Annotated in this window: 21 protein-coding genes and 3 pseudogenes; 21 read left to right on the top strand and 3 right to left on the bottom strand. The window is 46.2% G+C overall.

Annotated features, from left to right (window positions below):
* Positions 1–21: 21 nt before the first annotated feature.
* From ELR70_RS15970 to ELR70_RS15900, 15 genes are all read left to right on the top strand, one after another.
* A complete protein-coding gene (locus ELR70_RS15970) occupies positions 22–1,827 on the top strand; it encodes a hypothetical protein (protein ID WP_054017476.1) in 1,806 nt (601 codons plus the stop codon).
* A 12-nt stretch (positions 1,828–1,839) separates the two neighbouring features.
* A complete protein-coding gene (locus tag ELR70_RS15965) occupies positions 1,840–2,640 on the top strand; it encodes a hypothetical protein (protein ID WP_054017475.1) in 801 nt (266 codons plus the stop codon).
* Between the two features lie 67 nt (positions 2,641–2,707).
* A complete protein-coding gene (locus ELR70_RS15960; RefSeq protein WP_054017474.1) occupies positions 2,708–3,550 on the top strand; it encodes a hypothetical protein in 843 nt (280 codons plus the stop codon).
* 9 nt (positions 3,551–3,559) lie between these two features.
* Positions 3,560–4,933: an ATP-binding protein gene (locus ELR70_RS15955; protein WP_054017473.1), complete on the top strand. Its 1,374-nt coding sequence runs from the start codon at positions 3,560–3,562 to the stop codon at positions 4,931–4,933.
* Positions 4,933–5,202, top strand: coding sequence for a hypothetical protein (locus ELR70_RS15950; RefSeq protein ID WP_054017472.1), 270 nt, complete (start codon positions 4,933–4,935; stop codon positions 5,200–5,202). Before ELR70_RS15955 ends, ELR70_RS15950 begins: the two co-directional genes overlap by 1 nt.
* 27 nt (positions 5,203–5,229) lie before the next feature.
* On the top strand, positions 5,230–6,579 hold the full coding sequence (locus ELR70_RS15945; RefSeq protein ID WP_082353378.1) for a DUF4157 domain-containing protein: 1,350 nt from the start codon (positions 5,230–5,232) through the stop codon (positions 6,577–6,579).
* 350 nt (positions 6,580–6,929) lie between these two features.
* Positions 6,930–7,673, top strand: coding sequence for a MipA/OmpV family protein (locus ELR70_RS15940; protein WP_054017471.1), 744 nt, complete (start codon positions 6,930–6,932; stop codon positions 7,671–7,673).
* Positions 7,663–8,730 (top strand): efflux RND transporter periplasmic adaptor subunit, encoded by a 1,068-nt coding sequence (locus tag ELR70_RS15935; protein WP_054017470.1) that lies wholly within the window; start codon positions 7,663–7,665, stop codon positions 8,728–8,730. The genes ELR70_RS15940 and ELR70_RS15935 overlap by 11 nt, the downstream gene beginning before the upstream one ends.
* A gap of 3 nt (positions 8,731–8,733) precedes the next feature.
* Positions 8,734–11,781, top strand: a complete 3,048-nt coding sequence (locus tag ELR70_RS15930; RefSeq protein WP_054017469.1) for an efflux RND transporter permease subunit — start codon at positions 8,734–8,736, stop codon at positions 11,779–11,781.
* Positions 11,782–11,837: 56 nt separating this feature from the next.
* Positions 11,838–12,503 carry a response regulator transcription factor gene (locus ELR70_RS15925; protein ID WP_054017468.1) on the top strand — a complete coding sequence of 222 codons (666 nt, stop codon included), beginning with the start codon at positions 11,838–11,840 and terminating at the stop codon, positions 12,501–12,503.
* Complete coding sequence (locus tag ELR70_RS15920; protein ID WP_054017467.1) at positions 12,500–13,861, top strand: ATP-binding protein; 1,362 nt, start codon at positions 12,500–12,502, stop codon at positions 13,859–13,861. Before ELR70_RS15925 ends, ELR70_RS15920 begins: the two co-directional genes overlap by 4 nt.
* Positions 13,862–14,939: 1,078 nt before the next feature.
* Positions 14,940–15,272: a hypothetical protein gene (locus ELR70_RS15915; RefSeq protein WP_054017466.1), complete on the top strand. Its 333-nt coding sequence runs from the start codon at positions 14,940–14,942 to the stop codon at positions 15,270–15,272.
* Positions 15,273–15,295: 23 nt separating this feature from the next.
* Positions 15,296–15,805, top strand: coding sequence for a hypothetical protein (locus ELR70_RS15910; RefSeq protein ID WP_054017465.1), 510 nt, complete (start codon positions 15,296–15,298; stop codon positions 15,803–15,805).
* Between the two features lie 44 nt (positions 15,806–15,849).
* Complete coding sequence (locus tag ELR70_RS15905) at positions 15,850–16,383, top strand: hypothetical protein (protein WP_054017464.1); 534 nt, start codon at positions 15,850–15,852, stop codon at positions 16,381–16,383.
* Positions 16,384–16,398: 15 nt separating this feature from the next.
* Complete coding sequence (locus ELR70_RS15900) at positions 16,399–16,647, top strand: hypothetical protein (RefSeq protein ID WP_054017463.1); 249 nt, start codon at positions 16,399–16,401, stop codon at positions 16,645–16,647.
* Positions 16,648–16,964: 317 nt separating this feature from the next.
* Here ELR70_RS15900 and ELR70_RS15895 read toward each other — a convergent pair.
* A pseudogene (locus ELR70_RS15895) lies at positions 16,965–17,863 on the bottom strand (IS5 family transposase).
* Between the two features lie 333 nt (positions 17,864–18,196).
* Here ELR70_RS15895 and ELR70_RS15890 point away from each other — a divergent pair.
* The 3 genes from ELR70_RS15890 to ELR70_RS15880 all read left to right on the top strand — a co-directional run bounded on the left by ELR70_RS15890 (position 18,197) and on the right by ELR70_RS15880 (position 19,638).
* Entirely contained in the window at positions 18,197–18,649 is a 453-nt protein-coding gene (locus ELR70_RS15890; RefSeq protein ID WP_054017462.1) for a hypothetical protein, read from the top strand.
* 123 nt (positions 18,650–18,772) lie between these two features.
* Positions 18,773–19,276, top strand: a complete 504-nt coding sequence (locus tag ELR70_RS15885) for a hypothetical protein (RefSeq protein WP_128064636.1) — start codon at positions 18,773–18,775, stop codon at positions 19,274–19,276.
* Between the two features lie 77 nt (positions 19,277–19,353).
* Positions 19,354–19,638: a hypothetical protein gene (locus tag ELR70_RS15880; RefSeq protein WP_128064635.1), complete on the top strand. Its 285-nt coding sequence runs from the start codon at positions 19,354–19,356 to the stop codon at positions 19,636–19,638.
* Here the strand turns inward: ELR70_RS15880 and ELR70_RS15875 are convergent.
* Positions 19,639–19,964, bottom strand: a pseudogene (locus ELR70_RS15875) (transposase); the annotation flags it as partial. It lies immediately after the preceding gene.
* A gap of 503 nt (positions 19,965–20,467) precedes the next feature.
* On the opposite strand from ELR70_RS15875, the pseudogene ELR70_RS15870 reads away from it, so the two are divergent.
* Together ELR70_RS15870 and ELR70_RS15865 are read left to right on the top strand one after the other, a co-directional pair.
* A pseudogene (locus ELR70_RS15870) lies at positions 20,468–20,557 on the top strand.
* Positions 20,558–20,575: 18 nt separating this feature from the next.
* Entirely contained in the window at positions 20,576–21,379 is an 804-nt protein-coding gene (locus ELR70_RS15865) for a hypothetical protein (RefSeq protein WP_054017460.1), read from the top strand.
* Between the two features lie 349 nt (positions 21,380–21,728).
* Here ELR70_RS15865 and ELR70_RS15860 read toward each other — a convergent pair whose 3' ends face one another.
* Positions 21,729–22,883, bottom strand: a complete 1,155-nt coding sequence (locus ELR70_RS15860) for an IS110 family transposase (protein WP_054017459.1) — start codon at positions 22,881–22,883, stop codon at positions 21,729–21,731.
* A gap of 137 nt (positions 22,884–23,020) precedes the next feature.
* Between ELR70_RS15860 and ELR70_RS15855 the strand changes: the two genes are divergently transcribed.
* A complete protein-coding gene (locus ELR70_RS15855) occupies positions 23,021–23,434 on the top strand; it encodes a hypothetical protein (RefSeq protein WP_128064634.1) in 414 nt (137 codons plus the stop codon).
* Positions 23,435–23,523: the final 89 nt, after the last annotated feature.

Raw genomic sequence — 23,523 nt, 5'->3', positions numbered from 1 at the left:
AGAAGGAATAAGGTGAAAAGTATGAGTTCATACAATGAAAACCTGCAAAAGACGATCAGTTCCACGCTGAACAGCTTGTACGCCGATCAGCAGAAGATGCAGTCAGAGCAGCGCAGTGCACAATACAATCTGTACTATGCACAAGGCGCACAGATCAACACCGGCGATAGCCTGGCAAATACCAATCAACAACTTGAGGATGCACAGAACATCAATACACAAGCTGTTTTGTGTGATAACGCCGTAATAAACCTGTTGGCAACGTCTACAACGCTACAAGCCAATACGACGACTGCGGTAAGTAATGTGGCTGCAATGGCTGCCAATATAAAGGTTGCGTCGAATTCAATTTCAAAAGTGGCCGCCAATATTGGCAGTGCGTTAAATATTGCACTTGCATCTAGTTATGACACGGACATCTACAAAAGAACGCAACAGGCTAACTACTTTATATCGCAAACGGCCAACGACGCAGAATATACATCACAGTTAGCCATGGAAGCGTCCAGTCAATGTTCTGAATTAATGAGTACGGACGCATTGAACAGTGTCACCGCTTCAAAAACCCAACTGGAGGCGCTGCTGAGTGTAACCAATGCAGATGTCTCGACTTTGAGTGAGCAGTCTGTTGTCGACCAGCAAGCTCTGAATAATGATAAAAAGGCAGAACGAAAAGCCGAAGGAGTGTTGCAGGATGCCAATTGTGAGCTCAAAGGCGTCGATGAGTCAGTAGACAATGCCAATAGTCAGCTAAATCTGGACGTTACAGTGGATTTGGAGCCATCAAGTAACACACTGACAGTATCAAGCCAGATTTACGACAAGCCGTTTCAGGACAACACGCAACTTAATATCACAGTACCATCTGCCTCCGCGACACCGCCAGAGCAATACGTCTTTATAGCTAAGGCCAGCAATCAGTCCAGTGTGACCCTTGAGCAGGTTGAAACGCTGTTTGGCGAATACAAATCGAATGATGCCAGTATCAACAGATTCTATCAAATGACGACAAAGAGTGGGGCCTCTCAGCTTGAGGCATCCTTGTTGTATGGTGGCGCAGAGGCTGTTCTGGATATAGATGGAGATAAAATTGTCGCGGGTGGGGAATATGTCGCATTCGTCTATGTTGAGCTATCGCTGGATTATCAGAGATATATTGGCGTGTATGACAATATGGTATCGAGCGCGTCTGCGTCATTTACCCCCGTTTATTTAATGCCTGCCATTAAAGATATCAGCGTGTCAGGTGAAACAATCACGATCGATGCAGGCGTTGACGGACAGAGCGAATTAAGAGCCGAATTCAGGGTAATGCTGTTGCCGAAGAATAAACCTTCTGAATCTGGCCTAATGACATCCTCTGAGTTTGGTAAGATCCCGTTTTATTTCAATGTGCCGATATCTCAGCAAGTTTCAAGCGCCAACTATATCTCACATAAAGTGCAGTACAAAGGCGCTACAGAACAGCAGTTTACGATAGATATTGGCAGTATCGCCGACGTTACAGACAACTTTGGCAGCCCGTTAGTGATGAATGACGAGTACGTGGTTGCAGTGCTAAGCCTGCCTGAGAGTGCAGCGGACTTGCCGAAGTATCTACCAGAACTCTCGTTGTCAGAAAACAGCTTTACCTATATCAACCCAATCAAGCCAGTCAGTTTAGGCCCAATCTGTTCCTCGGTGCCGGCACAAAGGGCTGTCAAAGAAAATAGTGCCAGCACAGCTGTATCAGATAAAAAAGCGAAGGCGAAAGAGGCTGACGCGACTTCCGAGCCTGAAGAAAAAAAGGCGACCAACAAAAAAGCCGCAGACAAAGATAAAGAATAAGGAGAAGGAATTATGTCATCAGCAAATTCTGGTTATCAGCTTCAGGCAGCTGTGTCACAAAACAAAAACGCCGATATTCAAGCCCTGACCAGCCAGGTTACTCAGGCTCAGTATACGGTCGATGAGCTGAGCAATGTGGTGAGCTCATTAACGGAAAAACAGGCGTATTTTGCCAACTTATTATTGCTGGCCAGCAATAAACAGGCGTCTGCGCTTGCTCACCTGAACCAGGCTAAAACGCTTCAGTCTGACTTAGGTGAAACATCGAGATACATTAATCTGGTGTCTGTCCAGATTGGCACAGACAGCAAGGCCGACTCAGTTAGTTTTAAGCTACAAGAGACATCAACTCATATGTCTAAGCTTATTAATAAGTTGATTTTTTCGGTGGACGTTATCGAAAAGCTCGAAGACTTTGTTAACCGCCGTAAAGCGGTGAACCAAATCATTCCCGATGAGTTAATTACATATCTGAGTAATGCAACCACTGAATCCAACAATGCTATTGCGCTGACTTTGACCGCGCTGCAAAGCTGTTATTCAACCATCACGCCTGTGACTGAAATTTCAGAGGTTTCAGTATTACAAGTTCAGCAGGTCCAGGGGCTGACAGCGGATGTGGATTCATTGAGCCAAATGATGCTGAAAAGTTATCAAAGTGCCGTAAACGGTTATCACAACGCACTAGAAGCCAGTGACATGGCTAATCAGCAGTTAGAGGATGCGAAAACTAACCTTTCTGAAGCCAAGGCTAGCCTGGCTTCATTACAAGCAGGTCTGGATGCGGCCAAAGCGGCTGCATTTGCGGCTTAGATGTGCTTTACATAGCGGGTGTTGAGTGTGAAGTACAACACCCTGGCCTTTTTGAAAGGACTGAACAATGACGTTTAGAAACTTCTACTTTGACAGTTACAACGACACGAAATGGATCCCTATGTATCCTTTTGATACAAGAATTGAACTGGGCGATGTGTTTCAGATCAATCAGGGACGTGTCAGAAGGTTATTGAATACTTGTGTAGACCTGGAGCTGGTGAACCCCATAGAAGCGTACGATTATGCTCCAATCCAAATGGACGACTGGCGAACGTCGCGCGGTTGCATAAAGGTCAGCGATATGCAGACGGTAGAAACTTTAATTGATGAGCAACGCACAAGGCGCCAGCAAGCATTTCGTTTTGAAAATCGGGGCGATTATTTGTTTCATGGTGACGTGGCGCTGGCGACCTTTATGAGTAACTGGTCAAAAGTGTCACCAGAGCTGACAGTTAAGCTGACCCAAAGCAAATTTACTTTTCGTGATGTGTACGTGATTACAGCCGTTGCTGTGGTTGAAAGGTGGGGATTAGCAGTTGCTGCGCAAGAGGGGGCAGAATTAACACTGACCGGAGAGCAGGACAATAGTGCCTACTTGTTAGCACAGAAACAATGCCAGCTGACCAGCAACCATGATTTGGCTTTTTTTGCGCATCAAAATGATGTCCCTATGCACTTTTTCAAAGCAAAGAAGCTCACCCTCAGCGAGCAAATGTATGACGAATATCTGGCGCGGCTGCATTGTTCATCTGAGCGCTCTCCCAGACTGCCGCTGGATAACTGGTTGCATGCTAATTTGCTTAACCTCTCTGCGACAGAGCAGCTCAACATCAATACCTGCCAGGAGTTTTTCCAGTGGCAAGATGCCAATCTTGATGATGTTTTGCGTCTGAGCGAAAATCATTAGGACTGAGATATGACATACTCATCAGAGCAAAACTTAGCAGCGCTATATATGGAAATGGACTGGTTGTTTAACGTGGTAAATCAGGTTATTTGCAACTATTTGAAGCAAGAAGGACATGAACATCATTGGTTTGAGATCACGCCGCCCGAGTTTGAGTATGGCATGAGCGCCTATGGTGATTTGGTCCGTGACTGGGAGCTTAATACCTTTGAGCGATTAGCCTTAGCGGTGGCAATGGCGCCGGCTGTTAAACCCGATGTGCTCGACATTTTGTTTGGTGTAAATCAGTTGATAGACAAAAGCTTCAGTGAATTTGGTGGTGTGAGTGATAAAGCTTTTGGTGGGTTTGTTCCGACCGGACAAACTGTTTGCTTCTTAATTTCGGGGAATGACCCGTTATGGCGCGTACAGGCTGACCTTTTATTGTCGAGTCGACATCGCTTTATGTCTGAGCAGGTGACAGAGCTGTTACCCGCAGATCCGTCTTTACCGCATTGGGCGGGCGTCTATAAAATTACCGAGCATTGGTTTAGTTATTTTCTGACCGGTATACACACAGCACCAGAACTCAGCACTAGTTTTCCAGCGCATGCGATGGAAACCCCTCATCACTGGCATGATTTAGTACTGGATTATGCGGTAATGAAACGAGTTGATGAGATCCGTGCCTGGCTGGAGTACGGAGCCGTGTTGATGAATGAGTGGCAATTAGGGCAAAAAGTAAAACCGGGTTACCGTGCCGTGTTTTTCGGGCCGCCAGGAACCGGTAAAACAATGACCGCTGCATTGCTTGCCAAAACAACCGAGCGCGAAATATACCGCGTTGACCTGTCCATGATTGTCTCTAAATATATTGGCGAGACAGAGAAAAACCTCTCGCGCGTGTTTGACGTAGCCAGTTATAAAGACTGGATTTTATTTTTTGATGAAGCCGATTCGTTGTTTGGTAAAAGAACGGCTACCAGCTCGTCAAATGATCGTCATGCGAACCAGCTGACTGGCTATTTGCTGCAACGTATCGAGGATTTCCCGGGCACTGTGATCCTGGCTACGAATCTTCGCGCCAATATGGATGAAGCCTTTACCCGGCGCTTTCAAAATATGGTGCAATTTACCATCCCGGGCCCACATGAGCGGCTGAAGTTGTGGCAAAACGCCTTCTCGCAGGTGTGTGAGCTCGACGACGACATTGACTTAGAGCGTATCGCCACAGACTTTGAACTGTCGGGCGGGCAAATCATTAACATCCTGCGTCAGTGCGCACTTAATGCTATCAGGCGTGACGAACGTAGAGTGTACCAGGCTGATTTGCTTGAGAGTATTCGACAGGAATTGCAAAAAGACAACAAAACCATTAACAGCAGTATCTTGGAGCGTATGTAATGAAACACATTCAAATTGAGAAGTCAGATACTAAACACAGTGCCGTACAACGCTTATCGAAACCATTGCAGGACAGGCGGGCAATGCAACAGCACACTGCGCAATTAAAAGGAGACCGATATTACTGGGTGAAACCCGCTGACGGATCCTGGGAGTATGTTGGAGCATTTAAAAACCACGCAGAAGCAAATACGTGGTGGGCAAGTAATAAAAGCAGTTATCCGGACGGGCAGTTTAGTCAGGGTAGTACCAAAACCAAGTTCAAGTGATATCGCTGCCACTTTAAGGATAACAATATGAGCCAAAGTACCGGGCAGTATAAGCGCAACACCGCGAAGTCAAGCCAGCAAGCGGCACAAAAAGTGGAGGCCAGCCCACTCGTTGATAATCGTCGTTTATCAACACAGTTGCAAAAGAACAATACCACCGGGCTGCCAGACAACCTTAAGTCGGGCATGGAGTCACTGTCGGGAATGAGCTTAGATCATGTCAAAGTTCATTATAATTCCAGCAAACCAGCCCAGGTTCAGGCACATGCTTATGCCCAGGGAAGTGACATTCATTTAGCGCCGGGTCAGGCTCATCATTTGCCCCACGAGCTCGGCCATATCGTGCAGCAGGCTCAGGGCAGAGTAAAACCGACCACGCGAGTTAATGGCGTAAACGTCAATGATGATGCGGCACTGGAACGTGAAGCGGACATCATGGGGGCAAGGGCACTGCAACGAGCATACGATCACCATAGCCAGAGCCATAACCAAACGCGTACACACTCCACATTACAAGCTCAGCCTCTTAATAAAAATCACACAGCACAGTTCAAACCTGTTCAGGGTATGGAAGATGTGAATTATGCTGTTATGAGTCAGGATAGTTATCAGCTGTGGCAACAATCCAGACAGGGCACGGCTCAGCTACATGGTAAATGTGTAGACGGCAACACTGTTGTGGTTACTCAGTTTCAAGACAAGGCGTTAGGGGTTCAGCAGCAATTTAGCCTGGGTTCAAGAGCCAAAGGACTCCTGCTAATAACTGAAGGGGTGTTAACGGCAATCGCCGGGGGAGTTGTGCTGGCTGCTTCTCATGGGACGTTGGCAATCCCAGGGTTGCTATCGGTCTGTATCGGGGCATCCAAGTTTGCCCGTGGCGTGATTACTATGCTGTTGGGCAACAAAAAGCCAGCGGACAGCAACGGTGCCAAATTTTGGTTTGGTGTGATGGATGCATTGCGCACGCTCGAAGCGGGCACCTCTATTGCCAGCGCTGTGATCGGTGGCGGAAGCCTGGTGAAAGTGACAAGCGCTTGGGTATTTGGCATTGCAAAATCTATCCGCAGTATATGTACCCTGATTGCCAATTATCTAAACGGTGATAAAGAACGTGCTAAAAAGAAAGCGAAGTTACTGAGCTTTGTGAATAAAGTGGCCTCAGTTGCCCATTGGGTCGAAGTGGCAGCAACGACTGTGATCGGGGGCGATGCTTTGGCGACGGGTACCACGAAGGGGGTTATAACGGGAGCTACGGGATTGGGAACCGCGCTATCCAAAGGAGTTAGAGCGAAAGATCAACATGACAAAGCATGGCCCAAGCCGGACAATGAACAAGGGGAAAAGGAGCCGCTTTTGCGGGCTCAACAGCAACCATAAAGTTACATCAGGCAAAGCGTGGTATGGCTAGTCACAGTTTGATTACCCGGGCACTGGTAATGAGAATGTGCCTGACGTCCTGTACGCTCACTACCGAAATTAACGATGGGCTGACTCCCTGAACAGCCTTTATGCAAAGACACTGAAGCCGGGAAATATTCAGCCAGTCTAGGCCTGAGTGCTTCCTGCTTTTCATCTCTTACTGTGTTGTGCGTGCTACATGCCCTTAACCTGTATTCTCATAAAATTACCACCGTGTAAGTTTCAAGAAAGTTTGTTCCTTTAAGTTTTACTCAACCCCGGACAAAAGCGTTGTCCGATACAGTAAATTTGATTAACGGAGCATGGTAATGAATAAAACAGTTTCTTTGATTTCTCTGGCATTAATGAGTTTTTCAACCCTGGCTGATGATCAGGAGCAAGGCGTTCAGTGGGGAATTGGCGCGGCGGTTGTATCTCAGGATCAGGGCTACACAGATGTTGGCAATGAGACTATGTTAGTGCCCGCTCTGGCCATCCAGTATGGCAATTTTTCATTACTGGGACCACGTGGCAGCTACAAAGTCTGGCAGCAGGACAATATTGAGTTCTCTGTAGTTGGGCAGCTGAGGCTGGACGGCTACGAGGAAGCCGACGGTGATATTTTCCTGGGGATGGAAGACAGGGATATGAGCTTTGATTTTGGCTTTGAAGGGGAGTTTGATACGGAGTTTGGCGAGTTCGGCTTTTCCTTTATGCATGATGTTACCAGCACCCACAAAGGCTATGAAGCCAGTGTTAGCTATGGTGTGCCGTTTACCGTTGGTGACGGGCGGATAACGCCTTATATCTCTGCAAGTTACCTCAGTGAGGACCTGGTTGATTATTACTATGGAGTATTACCAACAGAGCAGCGCACCGGGCGCATCGCTTATACAGGTGACGCAACCATGAATCTTGAAGTGGGTGTCTCCAGTGATTGGTTTTTTGGTCGTAACCATATGATAAAAGCCGATCTGAGTTACACCGCTTATGGCAGCGAAATTAAAGACTCTCCACTTATCGAGCAATCCGGCGCTGTGCAGTTACTGTTGGGGTATGTGTATGTCTTCTAAAGCGCTTATCCTTTTGAGTCTGGTCGCCATGCTGGGCTGCCAGGATCAGCAAAGAGAAGTCAATACAGAGGCACAAACAAACCATGTCAGGGCGATTCAGTTTGCCACTGCGATGCCAGAGCGGGTAGTCGAGGTGCCACAGAAAGTGTTTTTTGGCCAGATAGAAGGGGCCGAAGACACCCAGCTGGCTGCGTTAAAATCGGGGAGGGTTGAAAAGCTCTGGGTACGTGCCGGGCAATTTGTGACGCGTGGTACGGTACTGATGGAGCTTTATGACCCTGTTGCATATGCCTTGCTTGAACAAGCGCGGGCAGAGCTTCAGCGCACACAGGCAGAGTTGACCAACAGTCAGGCTGAGTTCGAACGCGCCGAGGCACTGGTTAAACGCAATTTGCAAACCCAGTCGCAGCTAGATCAACGCCGACGTAATCTGGATATGGCTTATCAGCAAGTGAATAAAGCACAGGCTGAGGTAAATGCCGCTCGCAATCAGCTTGCGGAGCTCACCATCAGTGCCCCGTTCGACGGGGTAGTGAGCGATCTGCTGGTAAGGCGCAAGGAGTTTGCTGAGGCAGGCCAAACGGTACTGAACTTTCAGGCTGCATCCGCTTTACATGCCCGTTTTGCGATACCTGAGGAAGTAGCACTGACAATCAATGAGCAGGAGTATGTGGAGGTTTTTGTGCCGGCGCTGAACGAGTCGGTAACAGGCCTGATAGTGGAGCGTACCTTACCGCTGGGGTCACGCGCTCCCTTCTTTTTTTTGAAAGTCCGGCTGGAAGAACATAATCAGACCTGGATGGGCCTGAATGCGCAATTAAACATTCCGCTTTCAGATCAGCCTTTGTATCGCCTGCCCGGTGGTGCGTTACATTATGACGATGCCAGTCAGCCCTATGTGGTACTGCAATCAGAGCCTGAACAGCGCCGTTATGTTCAGGTAATCACTGGGCGTGCCCACCATATTCTTGTCAGCAGCCCTGAGCCACTTGAATCGCCCGCACTGATATTTGCTGATAGCCGCATGTTGCTAAGCCACTCGTTTAATAAGGAGTAAGTTGTGATTCGACCTCCCTGGTTTGTTAACCCTCGCCTTATTTTGGGCCTGGTATGTATTTTGTGTCTTGCCGGTTTGGGTGGCTGGTACAGCGCCCCGGAGCAAGAAGATCCCAGCTTCCCGTATCGCAATGGCATGATTGTACTCAATGCCAATGGTCTGGAAGCTGAATCTCTGGCACAGCGCTACATTCGACCTCTGGAGCGTGTTTTAGCGCAAATAGATGAAATTCAGACCTACAGCGCTCAGGTGAAACACGGCTCCGCGTCGCTGGATATTGAACTGAAAGAAACCGTGTATAACACCGACCAGGTTTGGCAGCGGATCAAAGAAGGGGTTGCCCCCATACGCCAGAGTAATCCGGCGCTGTCTATGACTATCTTAGATCGCGTGCAGGACACCCAGGGTATTTTATTGTCTGTTGGCAGTCGGGGCGACCTGCTACAGGAGCGCCAACTGGCCATTGAATTGCGAGATCAGATATTGGCGCTCAGTACAGTGCGCAATGCTCAGCTGGTGGGCGACCCGGGCAGCCAGATAGCGGTGGCCTATTCGCAGCAAACTATGTTGCAAACGGGTGTCACGCCCTTGCAGATTGTCCAGCGTATCGCCGGTGCCAATCAGATTGACTCGGTTGCCAGTATCACCGACGACCGGGCTAACCTTATTCTGTCGCCTGTGGCTCAACTGGATTCTCTGGCTGAGCTCAAGGATAAACTTGTGGCAACCGGTCAGGGCCAGCAACTGCCTTTATCTACGCTGGCCGATATCCATTATCGTCCCGATCCAAAAGCCAGTGAATCTTTTTGGATCAACGGTCAGCAACGCGTTGGTGTGGCGGTGACTCTGGTGCCCAACCGGATCCGTATTGCACAGGCGGGTGAGCAGGTTACCGGGCTGGTTGAGCAATTCAATGAGGTTTATGGGGCAGACGCTGTCACGATAGAACTGTTTCAGCCCAGGTGGGCCAAAAAGCGCAAAGACGGGCTAATGCAATCTTTAATGCTGAGCCTGGTTGCCATTGCTGTTATTTTGTTTATTTTCCTCTCTGCCAGTGGTGCTGCGAGTGTATGTATTGCCGTTATGGTTATCACATTGTCGGCCATTGCCGCTTTTAGTGCGATGGATGGTGTATTGCACCAGATGACCATTGCCGGGCTGATTTTATCTTTAGGCCTGATGGTCGATAACTGCATTGTGGTTGCAGAGCGATTTAACCGGCATATGTCTGCGGGCAGCGAACCATTACACAGTGCCATCCAAAGTATTACCGAGTTGTGGCGTCCACTGTGTGCAGCAACCGTGACAACCATTGCAGCGTTTTTGCCAATGCTGATGGCCAAAGGTAGTGTGGCCGATTTTATCGCCAGTATTCCGGTCATGGTGATTTTGTGTATTGTGGCCAGTTACGCCATTGCGTTAACGCTGGTGCCTTTGCTGAACCGTTACTTGCCTGTACGTAAAAGTCCGGTTTCTCGCTGGCAGCAGCAACTGCAACATATTTTAGAGCAGGGCGCACTGGCTTTATCTAAGTTTACCCTGCAGCACAAAACCCTGACGTTAGTTGCTGTATTTGGGCTATGCGCCGGGTTGATGTCGCTGCCGCAGGCCGATGGTGAGTTTTTTCCAAAAACCAACCGTAATCAGGCCATTGTGGATGTGGAGCTGCCCATGGGCACGCACAAACAGCTCACAGCAAGTACATTAAACCGGATAGCAGAAGACATCAGTGCACATGCCGATGTGCGGCGTACCCTAGTATTTAATGGTTTCTCCGGCCCGCGCTTTTACTACAACCTGGCGCAAAAACCGGATGAAAGCCATATTGGCCGGGTGGTACTGACCGCCCAAGCGCATACCGATATGGCGTTGCTGGTTGAACAGCTGAACGACCAGTTGCAAAGCGACTACCCGGAAGTCATTCTGCGAGCCCGGGAGCTCGGGCAAGGGCCGCCACTGGAAAGTACGGTGGTAATGTGGTTAAGCGGTGAAGACTACAAAGTCTTACGTCGGGCGGGCGAAGAGGTATTTGCCTTGCTAAGCTCAGATGGACGTTTTGATACTCCCGGCAAAGCCTACTCGGGGGCGGTGCCTCAACTGACCATGACTTTTGATCAGCAACGGCTGAGTCAGCTTGGCCTCACTGAAAGCCAGCTTAATGATTATCTGGCATGGCGCAGTGCAGGACTAACCATGACTCAGGTGAGCTTTAATGATGAGCCGACATCCGTTGTGCTGTATGACCCGGATTCAAGTCATGACAGTATTGATCTGATGAACACCGGCGTACTGACCTCACTGACCGAAAAACCGGTGCCGGTTCATGTGCTTGCTGATACTAAGATAGTCGGCCAGCCAGCCATTTTGGCGCGCAGAAACGGTGTACCCGTGGTTAAACTGATCAGCGAAGTTGCACCCGGCGTGGATGAGGCTGCGCTGCTTACTGAGCTGATGCCAGAGCTGACAGCTATTGCCGAGCGATACGGATTACAGTTAACGTTTGGCGGGGAAATGGCTGAGTCTGGCGAGGCAAACAATGCCCTGTTTAAAACCCTGCCAGCTGGTGCGCTGTTGCTCTTTATTGCATTGGTGCTGCAGTTTAATTCGTTACGTTTAACTTTGCTGGTGATGCTGAGCATTCCCTTTGCCGTCATTGGTGCGCCGGCTATGCTGAGCCTGGCTCAGGTGCCGTTCGGGTTTATGTCGGTGTTAGGGATCCTGGCGCTGGCAGGAATAGTCGTGAACAATGCTATCTTATTGATCGACGGTACTTTGTTGTATGTACAAGCGGGGAAGAATACGCAGGCAGCTATCATGTTATCGGTACAAAACAGGGTGCGTCCTGTTATAGTCACTTCGGTCACAACCATAGTGGGTATGCTACCTTTAACCTCGGCCAGCAGTCCTCTGTGGCCGCCACTGGCATGGGCTGTGATAGGCGGATTGATCACTTCAACCATTCTGGTGCTGGTGGTGATCCCTGTTCTGCTGCAATGGTTGCTACCCAAGCGCAACAGGTCAATGCCAATTGAATTACCGGAGCTGACGTAAAACCTGTCTGGAATAAAGTGGAACAAGTAGAGTAAGGCAAAAATGGAGGAAGTAGTATGCGCATATTGATCACCGAAGATAACCTGCAACTGGCGAGCTTTATTCAGCAGGCCATGACTAAAGAAGGCTACGCAGCTGACATAGCCACCAGTGCGGGCGCATTGCACGATCAAATGGCATTATGGCACTACGACGCTATTATTCTGGATCTCGGGCTGCCCGACAAAGACGGACTCGATGTGATTGCCGCCTTACGGGGTGCCGACAACCCGGTTCCGGTGCTGATCTTAACCGCGCGGGGCAGTGTGGATGATCGCATAGCCGGCTTGGATCTGGGTGCAGATGACTATATCAACAAGCCGTTTGATATCGGCGAGCTACTGGCGAGAATGCGTGCTTTGCTTCGTCGTCCCAGTCAGTACACTGGCACTTTATTGTCTCATGGTAACCTGGCGCTTGACCCGAAATCTCGCCGCGTAACGGTAGGCGGCGAGAACCTCTCAATGGGTAAGACAGAAGTGGCTATCCTGGAATATCTGCTGCGCCATGTTGGCTTAACCGTGGGCAAAGATGCATTATACGACGCCATTTATGCCATGGGGTTTGAAGTAACCGACAACGCTTTGCAGGTAGCGGTACATCGAATTCGCAAGAAGCTTGATGGTACTGAGGCGGGCGTCACCATTAAAACGCTCCGCGGCATAGGATATATACTGGCATGAAAATCATAAAAAACTCCCTCGCCCGCAAGATCTACCTGCATTTTATTCTGATAGGCTCGGTGGTGTTCACCGGAATAGGTGTGATCTTGCACCTGTTTTCGATGAACTATGCCAATCTGGCGCTCGAAGTCAGTATGAAAGGCATGATTGAGGACGTAGGGGATGCACTGCATTTTGAGCAACAGCAACTTGTGTATACCCCTGATAATGTGATTGAAAAGTGGGGCTATGACGCCCTGTACAATAACTTTGCGTTTCGTGTTCTGCGCGCCGAGGATGGTCAGGTATTGCTCCAGTCTGTAAACAGTGAGCAGGGCTCTGAAGCACTGGCAGCGCTGACCGACACCATTGCGCTTGGGTATTCGCATCTTGATGGCGTTGATCGTTTTCGTACCGAACTCACACTGGACGGACAGGCGCTGTTGCTGGACATGGCACGCAACGACCTGATCACAGAACTGGCGAACGAAGCCGTGATCCCGGCATTAAACCGAGTGACGGCCATCACCATTTTTGCCGCATTTGGGGTGTTTATGGTGGTGGGGTACTTATCGGTGCGCTCTGTGGTGCGGCCCGTTAAAGCCGTAGCTGGCCAGTTAAAGCAGATCAAACCGGAGCAGCTTAGTTTCAGGCTCAGTAACGAGGGGTTGCCTTATGAGATTCAGCCGATTGTGGATTCACTGAACCAGGCCATGGAGCGGGTAGAGGGAGGCTTTGATGAACAAAAGCGCTTTGTGGCCAACGCCGCCCACGAGCTTAAAACCCCACTGGCTGTACTTAATACCCGCGTTCAGCTGGCCGATATTGCCCCCCAGATCCGCGAAGAAATCGTCAACGATGTCGCCTATATGAGCCGGGTGGTGCAGCAACTCTTAGATCTCTCTCGCGCGCAAAACTTTGTGGTGTACAACAAGGTACCGGTAAGCCTGTCAGCGCTGGCACAGGAAGTTTGCATGATGCTGGCACCGCTGGCAGTACAGTTTGATAAGGAGTTAAGCCTGGATACGGAACCAGGCACCGCTCAGATCCTGGCAGACAAAGCTGCCGTGCATATTATGATTAAAAACCTGGTCGAAAACGCCCTGAAACACTCACAAGACAATGCCAAGATTCAGGTCAGAGTGAGTGCCACTGAACTGGAAGTGAGCGACAACGGCCCCGGTATCCAGTCGCAATTCTACGACCGCCTGTTTGAGCGCTTCTGGAGACAGGAGCAATCTACCCTGAGCGGCAGTGGACTGGGCCTGTCTATCGTCAAAGAAGTCGTCGACTTTCACAACGCCAAACTCACGGTTACCTGCAAAAACGAGCAAGGCGGCGCAAGCTTTAAAGTAGTGTTTGGGGAGCGAGAAGCTTAACCCGAACGGTTGTGAGATGAATCTGAATTGTAACAGGGCGGTTTTCTGCTCAGTCACCTCGCTATACAAACGACTCCGTCATCCCGGACGCTTGCGAGCCGGGAACTACTCAAACACCGCGCAGCAGTGTCAGGTTTCAGGCGCACCTCACCAACAATACCGTCACTTCCAAACGACTCCGTCACCTCACAAACAACTCCGTCATCCCGGACGCGTGCGAGCCGGGATCTACTCAAACACCGCGCATTAGTGCCAGGTTCCAGGCGTACCTCATAAACAACGCCGTCACTTCCAAACAACGTCGTCATCCCGGACGCGTGCGAGCCGGGATCTACTCAAACACCGCGCAGTAGTGCCAAGTTCCAGGCGTACCTCACCAACATCACCTACTAACAACTCCGTCATCCGGACGCGTGCGAGCCGGGACCTACTTAAAAACCGCGCAGCAGTGCCAGATTCCAGACGCACCTCATAAACAACTCCGTCATTCCGGACGCTTGCGAGCCGGGATCTACTCAAACACCGCGCAGCAGTGTCAGGTTCCAAACGCACCTCACAAACAACTCTGTCATCTCAGACGCACTTGAAAAATAACCCAGCCATCATAAAACAACCCCGTTACTGCCAAACAACGTTGTCATCCCGAATGCGTGCGAGCCTGGATAAACTTAACTAGATGATTATTTCAAACGTTATAGATCATCCAACCATAAATGCTGATTATTTATACAGGTATAAGCAAATGTAGTCAGTTTCCATGTCAAATTTCTCGTTTTCTCGCGCTTGGAGGTCTCGTTTAAGTGAAGAACTGATTTAATTTACATAGATTCAATAAGTTAGTAGCTTTACATAACGAGACCCCAAGTCTCGCTATGAACAAGGCTCGGTTTCAACAAAGCCATTTTGGCTTGAGTGACTAGTACAATAGTGGTAGGTTATTGTTCTTATTATGAATAAAATAATTTAGCTGTGGATCTGTACGGTTTTAGGAACTGGATCTAACCGGTATTCACGCTAATATGCTGTTAGGGCTGCCAAATTTAAAGAATGGCAGTAAATTCATTCGGAGGAAATTATCATGATAAATATAGATGGATACGATGAAACTCCCATGCAAACTGGTGAAACAAGAAAAATTGTGATTACCGGAGATGGTCCTTTTGAAATAATTAACAGCTGCTTTGTAGATAGTCCACCTCCTCCAGGGTTTAAACCCTGTTCTGCATGCAGGAGCGCTATTATTCAATCTGGCGAAGTTTATAGAATATCTACTGACCCAAAGTTTTGGCTAAAGAAGGAAGGATATATATCCATAGAAGTAACAGATTCTTTAGGCAACTCGAAATCAATTAAAATTTTGGTTCTTTCAGATCAGAACAATAACTATAGTCAAATGACTATGGGCGGATAAAAATAAATGGAGAGTTGCGAGTTATGAGCCATAGTAATCTGTTAGAAAAAGAATTAGATGAGCTCTATAAAGAGGCAGATAGAGGGAGGACAGAAGGAGAGAGAGCAGGGAATGTTCGAAGATTGGTAGCCTATATCCTTAAAGTTATCGCTGCAGGAGGGAGTCTTGTGGTTGCAACAGGTCTATTTTCTGACTGGCACCAACAGCTTGGCATCGCCGTTTTAGTTGCAATATTTTTCGATACCGTTTCTTCAAACCATAAAAAACTACTTGCCACCGTCGAAGCCGGATATGCATTTAGAGCTCTAAAAAGCAAAGTAAAAAGAGAGTTTAATCGTGAAGCAAGTACGTTATATACAAGAAAAAATAAAGGCGAAGATGTAGATGATCAAATTGACATTTTGATGAAAGAGGCACATGTGGCGTTATCAGAAGGCATTGAGCTAATACAGCGTAAAAAAGAGGCATCAGATATTGATGCACTTAAGGCATTATCTTTGGATCAGGAACGGGCGGGAATGTCGCCTAATTAAACACAAATAACCTCATCGCATGAATCAAAATAGCAGGAGCGCCTATGAAAAATGTAATTCTCATACTTATAACTTTATGTGCTTTCATTAGTGGATGTAGCAGCATTCCTCAAGCTGCTATTGATGTAAATAAAGAGGTTTCCAAAGGGATAGAGTCCTTGGGAGAGAATGGTCTTGAAATGATTAATGCTTGGGAGCAGTCAGCGTACAATATGTTGGATGAGCGATGGTCAAAAATTTATGAGAAAGCGGACTCGACCTATAGATCACAAAAAGGAATAGCCGCTGGTGCATCTTTGTCACCTAAACAGATGGAAGATGTCGCTGGACTGTCTAGTTTAGTTCGAGACGAGGTTCGTGAAAAAATTCGGTCAGAGGCAAATTTAATGAGAGATACGATCAAGTCGAATATGAAAAATATTTTAGATGCCAACGAGAGTATTACGAATATATTGGTTAGCGCTAATGGGGTCGCTAAATTCCAGCAAACTGCAATTAAAAAAGTAGGCGAGTTAGTTCCTATTCCGCCTGCTATTTCTACCTTCATTACTGATTCCCTTCAAACTGCTGGATTATAGAAATAGGAGTTAATTATGAGCTTAAATGATATTAGAAATGAGTTTAGTGCAGAGATATCTCAAATGGCGGACGAGCTAAATAATTCTCTCCCTATGTCGAAACCTCAACTTAGAAGTTCATTTAATGACCAGGAGTTAAAGGAGCTTCACGTACTTATAAAAGAAGTAAATCAAGCTACGAACGACAATGAAAAGATTATAAAAGTTGCCAACAATGCGAAAGCTGCTTTTGCCTTGCTTAGAAAGTTAGGTGTTGGCATATAGTACGCCCTAACACATATGAACCTTCTCTGGTCAAATAAACATAACGATTCTTTTTAGCTGCTTTTAAGCAGCTAATTTGTAATGGCAATTCTTAAATCTATTCAACTTCGCTATGTCGGTTAGCCGTTAAAATCGTTTACGACAAACACATATTGAGGGTCTCTAATTGCGATCTCGTCGCTGCCTAAATCAGTCGATACAGCTTATCGTTTAGGGCCACTAGACACTCATCGGTTAACCTTAATCTGGCGCTACTAGAAATGGTCCCAAGATGGCCTTGTTGATCAAATCCAGATAGCTTAGGCAACAATGCGATTTCAGCTGTTTCCCTGATATTCAGGCATACCTAGCCCAGCCATTCTATTGAGCACTTTCACTTTGATCATCGCTTCAGTGTGCTGCTGATTGAATCCACGACTGACCAGCTTGTCACCCATCAGCTGTTTATATCGGTACATTGCTGTTTCCGCCAGTGAACGTTGATGGTAGTTCACACACTTTTCCACTCACTGCTACCTATATGCTTTGTTAAAATAACCGCGCTGTTGCGAGCATGTCCATCTTCCCACAACTGCGCATTACACCTCGGTGGGATCACTGCGTCGGCCTTTTTGGCTGCCACTTCGGCATAACAGCCTCTAGTATCATATGCGCCATCCGCTTTTACCGAGCTGACCTTCCTGCGCAATGGTCTGAGTAAGTCGCCCAGAACTTCTGAATCAGCTACGGAGATTGTAGATAGCTCCGCACCCACGATTTGGTGCGTATTTGCATCAATGGCCAGATGTAACTTTCGCCAGGTCCGGCGTTTATTCGCACCATGTTTTCTTGCATGCCATTCACCATTTCCATATACCTTCAAACTAGTGCTATCAACCACGATATCAATGCCTGCGGATGCACTAGAATTTGGCCTGTAACGAACTGCCAGCTCTGCACTACGCTTGCACAAACAGCTGTAAGTTGGTGTATCCAAATCAAGCTTCATCATTGATATCAGAGAAGAAACAAAGCCCTGCGCAGCTCGAAGAGACAAGCGAAATACAGCCCGCAAAGTTAGACAGGTCTCAATCGCCAACTCGGAGAAATGATTCGCTCGCCCTTTACCGCCGTGATGTTGCGTGTTGTTCCACTGTTCAATCGCATCCTCGGAAAACCAAAGTTGGATGTTGCCTCTGGCGGTGAGGGCTTTGTTGTAATCGCGCCAGTTGGTGATACGCTTAGCTTTCGAAGTTCAGTCTCAGTGTTTGCTTTTGAGATCTGATCACACGAGACTAAATTAGTTCAATGATTTAGGAAACAACGCCGTGAAACTCAATTTAAGTTCTTTATATTCATAGTGTTAGTAGTTTTACATAACGAGACCCCAAGTCTCGCTATGAACAAGGCTCGGTTTCAACAAAGCCAATTTGGCTTGAGCAATGAGAGCAATGGTGGTAGGTTATTGTTCTTATTATGAATAAAATAATTTAGCTGTGGATCTGTACGGTTTCATGAACTGGATCTAACCGGTATTCACGCTAATAAGCGTTATACACAAAGGAAAGTTATGAGAATTATTCTTGTTCTGTGCTTTTTATGGGCTAATTCATTATTAGCTTGTGGAAAAGATGAAACAGCTAAAATAGAACCATTCGCTAAAATGGAGCAAGATTATAATTTCGAAAACCTAATAGGTTATGAGGTGTTTGTTCCTGAAATGTCTAAAGGGTACTATTTAACGTCGTTCTATTTAGGAATTAAAGACTCTGTAGCTGCAAGTTTAGATTTCTCAGAAGCTTTTGGGTACAAAGGATACTACTCAGTTATTTTTCAAGTTAAGCCTGAAAAACTAGACGCTCTCAGTTTAACCCTTAGTTACTCCACGACAAAAGATAAAAAAGGAATGGTTTTGTGTGGAGAGCAGGTACAATTGAATTTAAAAGAGTTGTTGAATGCAAAACAACCAAAAATGGTTGTACCTCCACCGCCACCTCCGAGAGAAGTTAACAACGGAGTGTAGTTTGTGTATGACAAGCTATTAAATCGGGACAAAATTCAGTTGGCTGTTTGCTCCTTCGTCGCTAATTTTAGCTAACCAAATTTTGCCCATTAATGAGGGCTTTAGTTGGCTGGGAGTTGGTAAATGCTATTGAATTTAAAGAAGAATTTCTTCAATTATATAAGTCTATTGGTAGGAATACTGGGTATAGTATCCTCCTATTATTTCTATGTTCAGTCAATAAAATCAAAAGAGCCCACATATTGGGTAGAAGACAGCGTTCAAGTTTTTAAGCCAGACGTGTTTGGGAAGAATCAAAGGTTTTCACTAGTAGATAATGAGTCTGGTAAGACTCTGGGTGAGTCAGTGTATCTTCAAGAGCTGGCTTTTTGGAACCGTGGAAAAGATCCTATAGTGTCAAGCGATATACTTACGCCGTTAACATTTGAATATCCAGAGCACGTATTTATCGTAGACGTTTCTTTAAATGCTGCATCAAGGTTGTCGGTAGTAAACCCAGTTTTTGAAGTTTCTGATAGTCAGATTCATTTGAACTTCAACTTACTGGAAGAAAACGACGGCTTCAAGTTGATGGTTGTATATGCAGCTAAAGACAAGCAAGAGCCAGTGTTTTCAGGGATATACTAAGTGTATCTAAGATCTTAGCCTTAGATGGTGTCGAAGGACAAAATATATTTACAGCTATTGTAAGTTTAGCTGTTTTTGTGTTTGTTATTTTTGCAGGTATTATGATACTAGGTTATGTCGGTGAATTTGTTATTTGGGTTATAAAGCGCTTTTTGCCGACGCTTTACAGCCTGCTACAAACTTTTTTTGAAAAGCATGGTGGAAAAGTCGGTACTGCTGTTGTTTTATTGTTTTCCGGCTCTATTGTCTATTTTTTAGTTATGGGGCTAGCGATGAAAGATGTGAAAAATGGTGTGCCAGATATGAACCTGGTTGAGCTATCATCAGAACAGCCAACGAACAAGAGACTATGGCTTCAATAACTAAATTTCAGCAATTGGCGCTTCCCACATTGTTCCGTCTCTGAGCATCGAGTTCAAGGTAACGACCATCTTTCGAACACAGGCAATTAAGGCCACTTTTTCGGTTTTCCTGATGTGACCAGCTTTTGATATTGCGCCTTGAAAACAGGGTTGGATTGGATGGCTGACATCATAGCCATATATAAAACAGTCCTAACCTGGTGGCGGCCACCTTGTATTTTTCGCATCCCTTTAAAGTGGCCGCTTTCGCAATTAACAGGCGCGACACCAACTAGTGCAGAGGCTTGTCTGTTGGTCATGTAACCGAGTTTAGACAAAAAACTGATGGTAGGAGAAAAAAACAGGGGACACCCACGTAAAAGTGGTGCACTTCAAATTAGAACATAGCAGGTGCAAAGGGCGCGAAGATAACTGGCGAGAGGAAGAAGCAGAGCGAACGAGATAGCGACCCGACGTGGTTGCCTGATAAATGAATATAGCGGTAAAGCGACTCTGCCAATGCAACATGCAAGGGGGAGTAAGGCATGCTGTGTCGAAATCACAACACCTTGCCAAATAGGAAAAAGTAGGTCTAATAATACGCATAAATAACGTTGTTCAGGCAGGGAATGAGTCACGTTGTAACGGTTTAAGTCACAAACGGTTCAGAACAGAAGTTACTCATCAAAAACAAATCCCCATAGCATAAACCACACCAGCCGGATACGGCGTGCAGGTAGCGGCCCAGTTCAACAAACGATTATGCGTACTGCGTACGCATGAATACTAAAGCGTTAAATTCTTTACGTTACAGTTGACATCAGAGTCAGTAAAATATAATTTTCTCATCGGTGCTGTAGTCGAGTTGGTTAAGACGCCTGCTTATTATCTTTGATTTTATCGCAGGAGAGCTTGGGTTCGAGTCCCAACAGCACCACCACATTTTTGAGGTTTATTTGTGGAAAGCGAAGGATTAAAACAATTCTTAAAATCCGTAGGCAATTCAGTATTTCTTCTTAATACAATTTGTGTTGGATTAGACGGTGTTGCAAGTGGGGCAATAAAAAAATCGGACGACCTCACTATTTCATGGGATCCAAGAGATCCTAAAGCCACAGCCTTGAGCGCAAGGGCACATGCAATAAAATCATCACTTGTTTTTGTTGAAGAGGCTCTTTTAAACTATATCTCCTTTCTTGGTAATTGCGCTAGCCAAAGTGCATCCATTCAATCGGTAAGTAATGCTGATGGTGCAGCTGAAAAAGTCACCAAACTATCTAAGCAAATTAATGGAGCTTTGCCTTATTGGGAACCTATGGTTGTCCTTCTTGTACGCTGGAGAAACAAGATAGTACACGATAGTAGTACCGACTTATCTAGCCACTATCGCTCAATCTTAATCAAGCACGAAGCTACAATTAGGGAAAATCACGCAGCCATCTCAATTAGAGAAACATTAGATAACTTCGACGCTGGCCGTATTACACTTAAAGATTTCTCTACACTTATAGCTATCACTATAAGGTTTATTCGCCATGTAGATGAAAAGTTGATTCCAAGCATCTCAGACATAGAATCGTTTGCGGCTATTATTAATGAAAAAGAGCTTGGCGTCATCTATAAAAACATTCTTGGCGTAAATGGAAAAGAAAAGCAAGAACGTAAATTTTATAAGTTTATCGAAAATTGCTTCACAAGCATTTCACAAGCAGAAAAAGAATTTCTCTTTAAACACCGGTTTGCAGTAAAGGAACGAATTTAACAAGTAAATCCAGGTGACGCCTACGGCGCACCTGATTTAGGCGTTGGTATGACTCCCACTGTCAAGTTAAACGCACAGATCCCTGCTTAACCCTTTTAAGCCATAATTTGGAACTCGAATTAAAGCGAGTTAATGCATAGATGAAGCAAGTAGTTTCGTCGGTTATCTTGCTGGTATTCGTTGGTTACTTATTTTCATAAGCAGAGCAGACTTTACTTGATTCGACGTGACACCTGTCTTCAGTCTATGTTCGTGGGTCAATCAGTTTTCACTAGTTGCCATCCTAACGCCGTCGGTGGTTGTGCCACACCCGATGCTTGATCCAATGCATTAACTCTAATTCGAACATTTATGCGGGTACTCTTGCTAGCCTTAGCCCGGGATTGACGGGGCTGAGTATCACTTCTTTAGCGATAGCCCAAATATAGGCTATCATCTCTCTGGCGATAGCAGTGACGACAAGATTGTAATGTTTGCCTTTAGCGAGCAATTTTCTATAGCGTTTACATAGCCGCAGTTGTGCCTTCCAAGCAATATCAATAATGGCTTTTGGCAAGCCTTCTTGTCGTTTTTGCAGTTCGGTTGAGATGTTAGCGTTGTAGCGATAACTATGTGCGCCTTCAACTAATAACCGCCTAGCGCGACCATTCCCACATTTAGTAATTGCACCAATGTTTCGTTTCCCTCCGCTGGAATGCTCGCTAGGTACTAGTCCAAGGTAACTCATGAGTTTGCGAGGGTGGTCGAAGCGAGATAAATCACCGAGTTCAGCAATCACACCTGCGGCGACAAGCAAGCGTACGCCTCGCATAGCCTGTATGGCTTTTACGACGGGATAATAGCGCCATTGATGAATATGGTGCGTAAGTTCATTATCCAAACGTTCAAGGCGAGCTATGCGTTCGTTAATGGTTTGAATAAATTCCTGTAATACAATTTGCTGGGCAGGATGAGGCAGAACTAATTCTGTGAGCCAACGTAAATGTTTGAGTGACCAATTGGCGGTTCCTTCATAATTAATGTTGTTGCGCAGCAGAAGTGCTTTTAGCTGATATTTAGCATCTTTTAAATCGAGCATGGCAATTTCACGGGCTCTCGATAAGTCACGGACGGCTTCATCTTCAGGCTCAGGCACATAAATTGGTGTAAGGTCTTCTGTTTTAAGCAGCTTAGTCAGTTTTAGCGCATCGCGCTTATCCGTTTTCACTCGTTCGCCTGGCTTTTTAGGGATAAGGGATGGGGCAACGACGTAACAGCAATGACCAAGGCTGGTAATTAAGCGATAAATCCAGTAGCCGCAAGGGCCAGCTTCATAAACGAAGTGCAAAGTAGCATCGGGGTATTTGGATTCAAAGTGACGAAGCAATTTAGTAATCGACATTTTGGCGGAAGAAATTCGGCCAAAATGAATGGGTTGGGCACCTCGTTGTTCTTCACAATAAGCGACTTCAACAAACTCTTTATGAGTATCTAAGCCAATGAAAAGTATGTTATGTTTGTTCATGCTAGCCTCTGCTGTTTAGTTATTTGACAAACTAATTATGGCTCTGGCTTTTAGCTAACCCACGAAGATGCGGAGGCTAGCACCGTGTGGGAGTCATTATGTCTATGTGAATCAGAATAAATCGAACGAGGTCAAATATGGATACGACAAGGAAATATCAGTCAAGAAACTCCCAATACTGGTTTCCCATTTTAATACCTCTACTTATAGGGCTGCTACTTCCTTTATTACAGCTTGGTTCTAATTTTCAACAAACTGAAACTACAACGGGTATTGCCGAGCAACTAGTCGAATGGATAGAAGAGTCAGGTGAAGAACTTAGCTTGGAAGATCGAGATGAGTTGCAATCCACTATCTCAGAGCAAAAGGCTAAAGTATTTTGGGATGTGATGACAAATTTCTATTCAGAAGTTGTCAAGAGTATCGTCGTTGCGTTGATATCTGTTGATGTTTGGGCTCTGTCTGTTTTATTTACTATTAAAGTTCATACAAAAAAATCAAATATGGCGTATGCACCCGCTGTTATCGTTTTATTTTTCATATGTGCCTGACTATAGGGTCAACATCAATACCGGACAGTGTTTCTATTAAGCCATACATAGAGTCTGGAATACTCATGGTTTCTTTTTTTACTGCTCTT

It is taken from the genome of Pseudoalteromonas sp. R3 (assembly GCF_004014715.1).
Taxonomy (GTDB): Bacteria; Pseudomonadota; Gammaproteobacteria; order Enterobacterales; family Alteromonadaceae; genus Pseudoalteromonas.
Note: the sequence above shows the minus strand (reverse complement) of the source record. Positions and strands in the feature narration are given on the sequence as shown.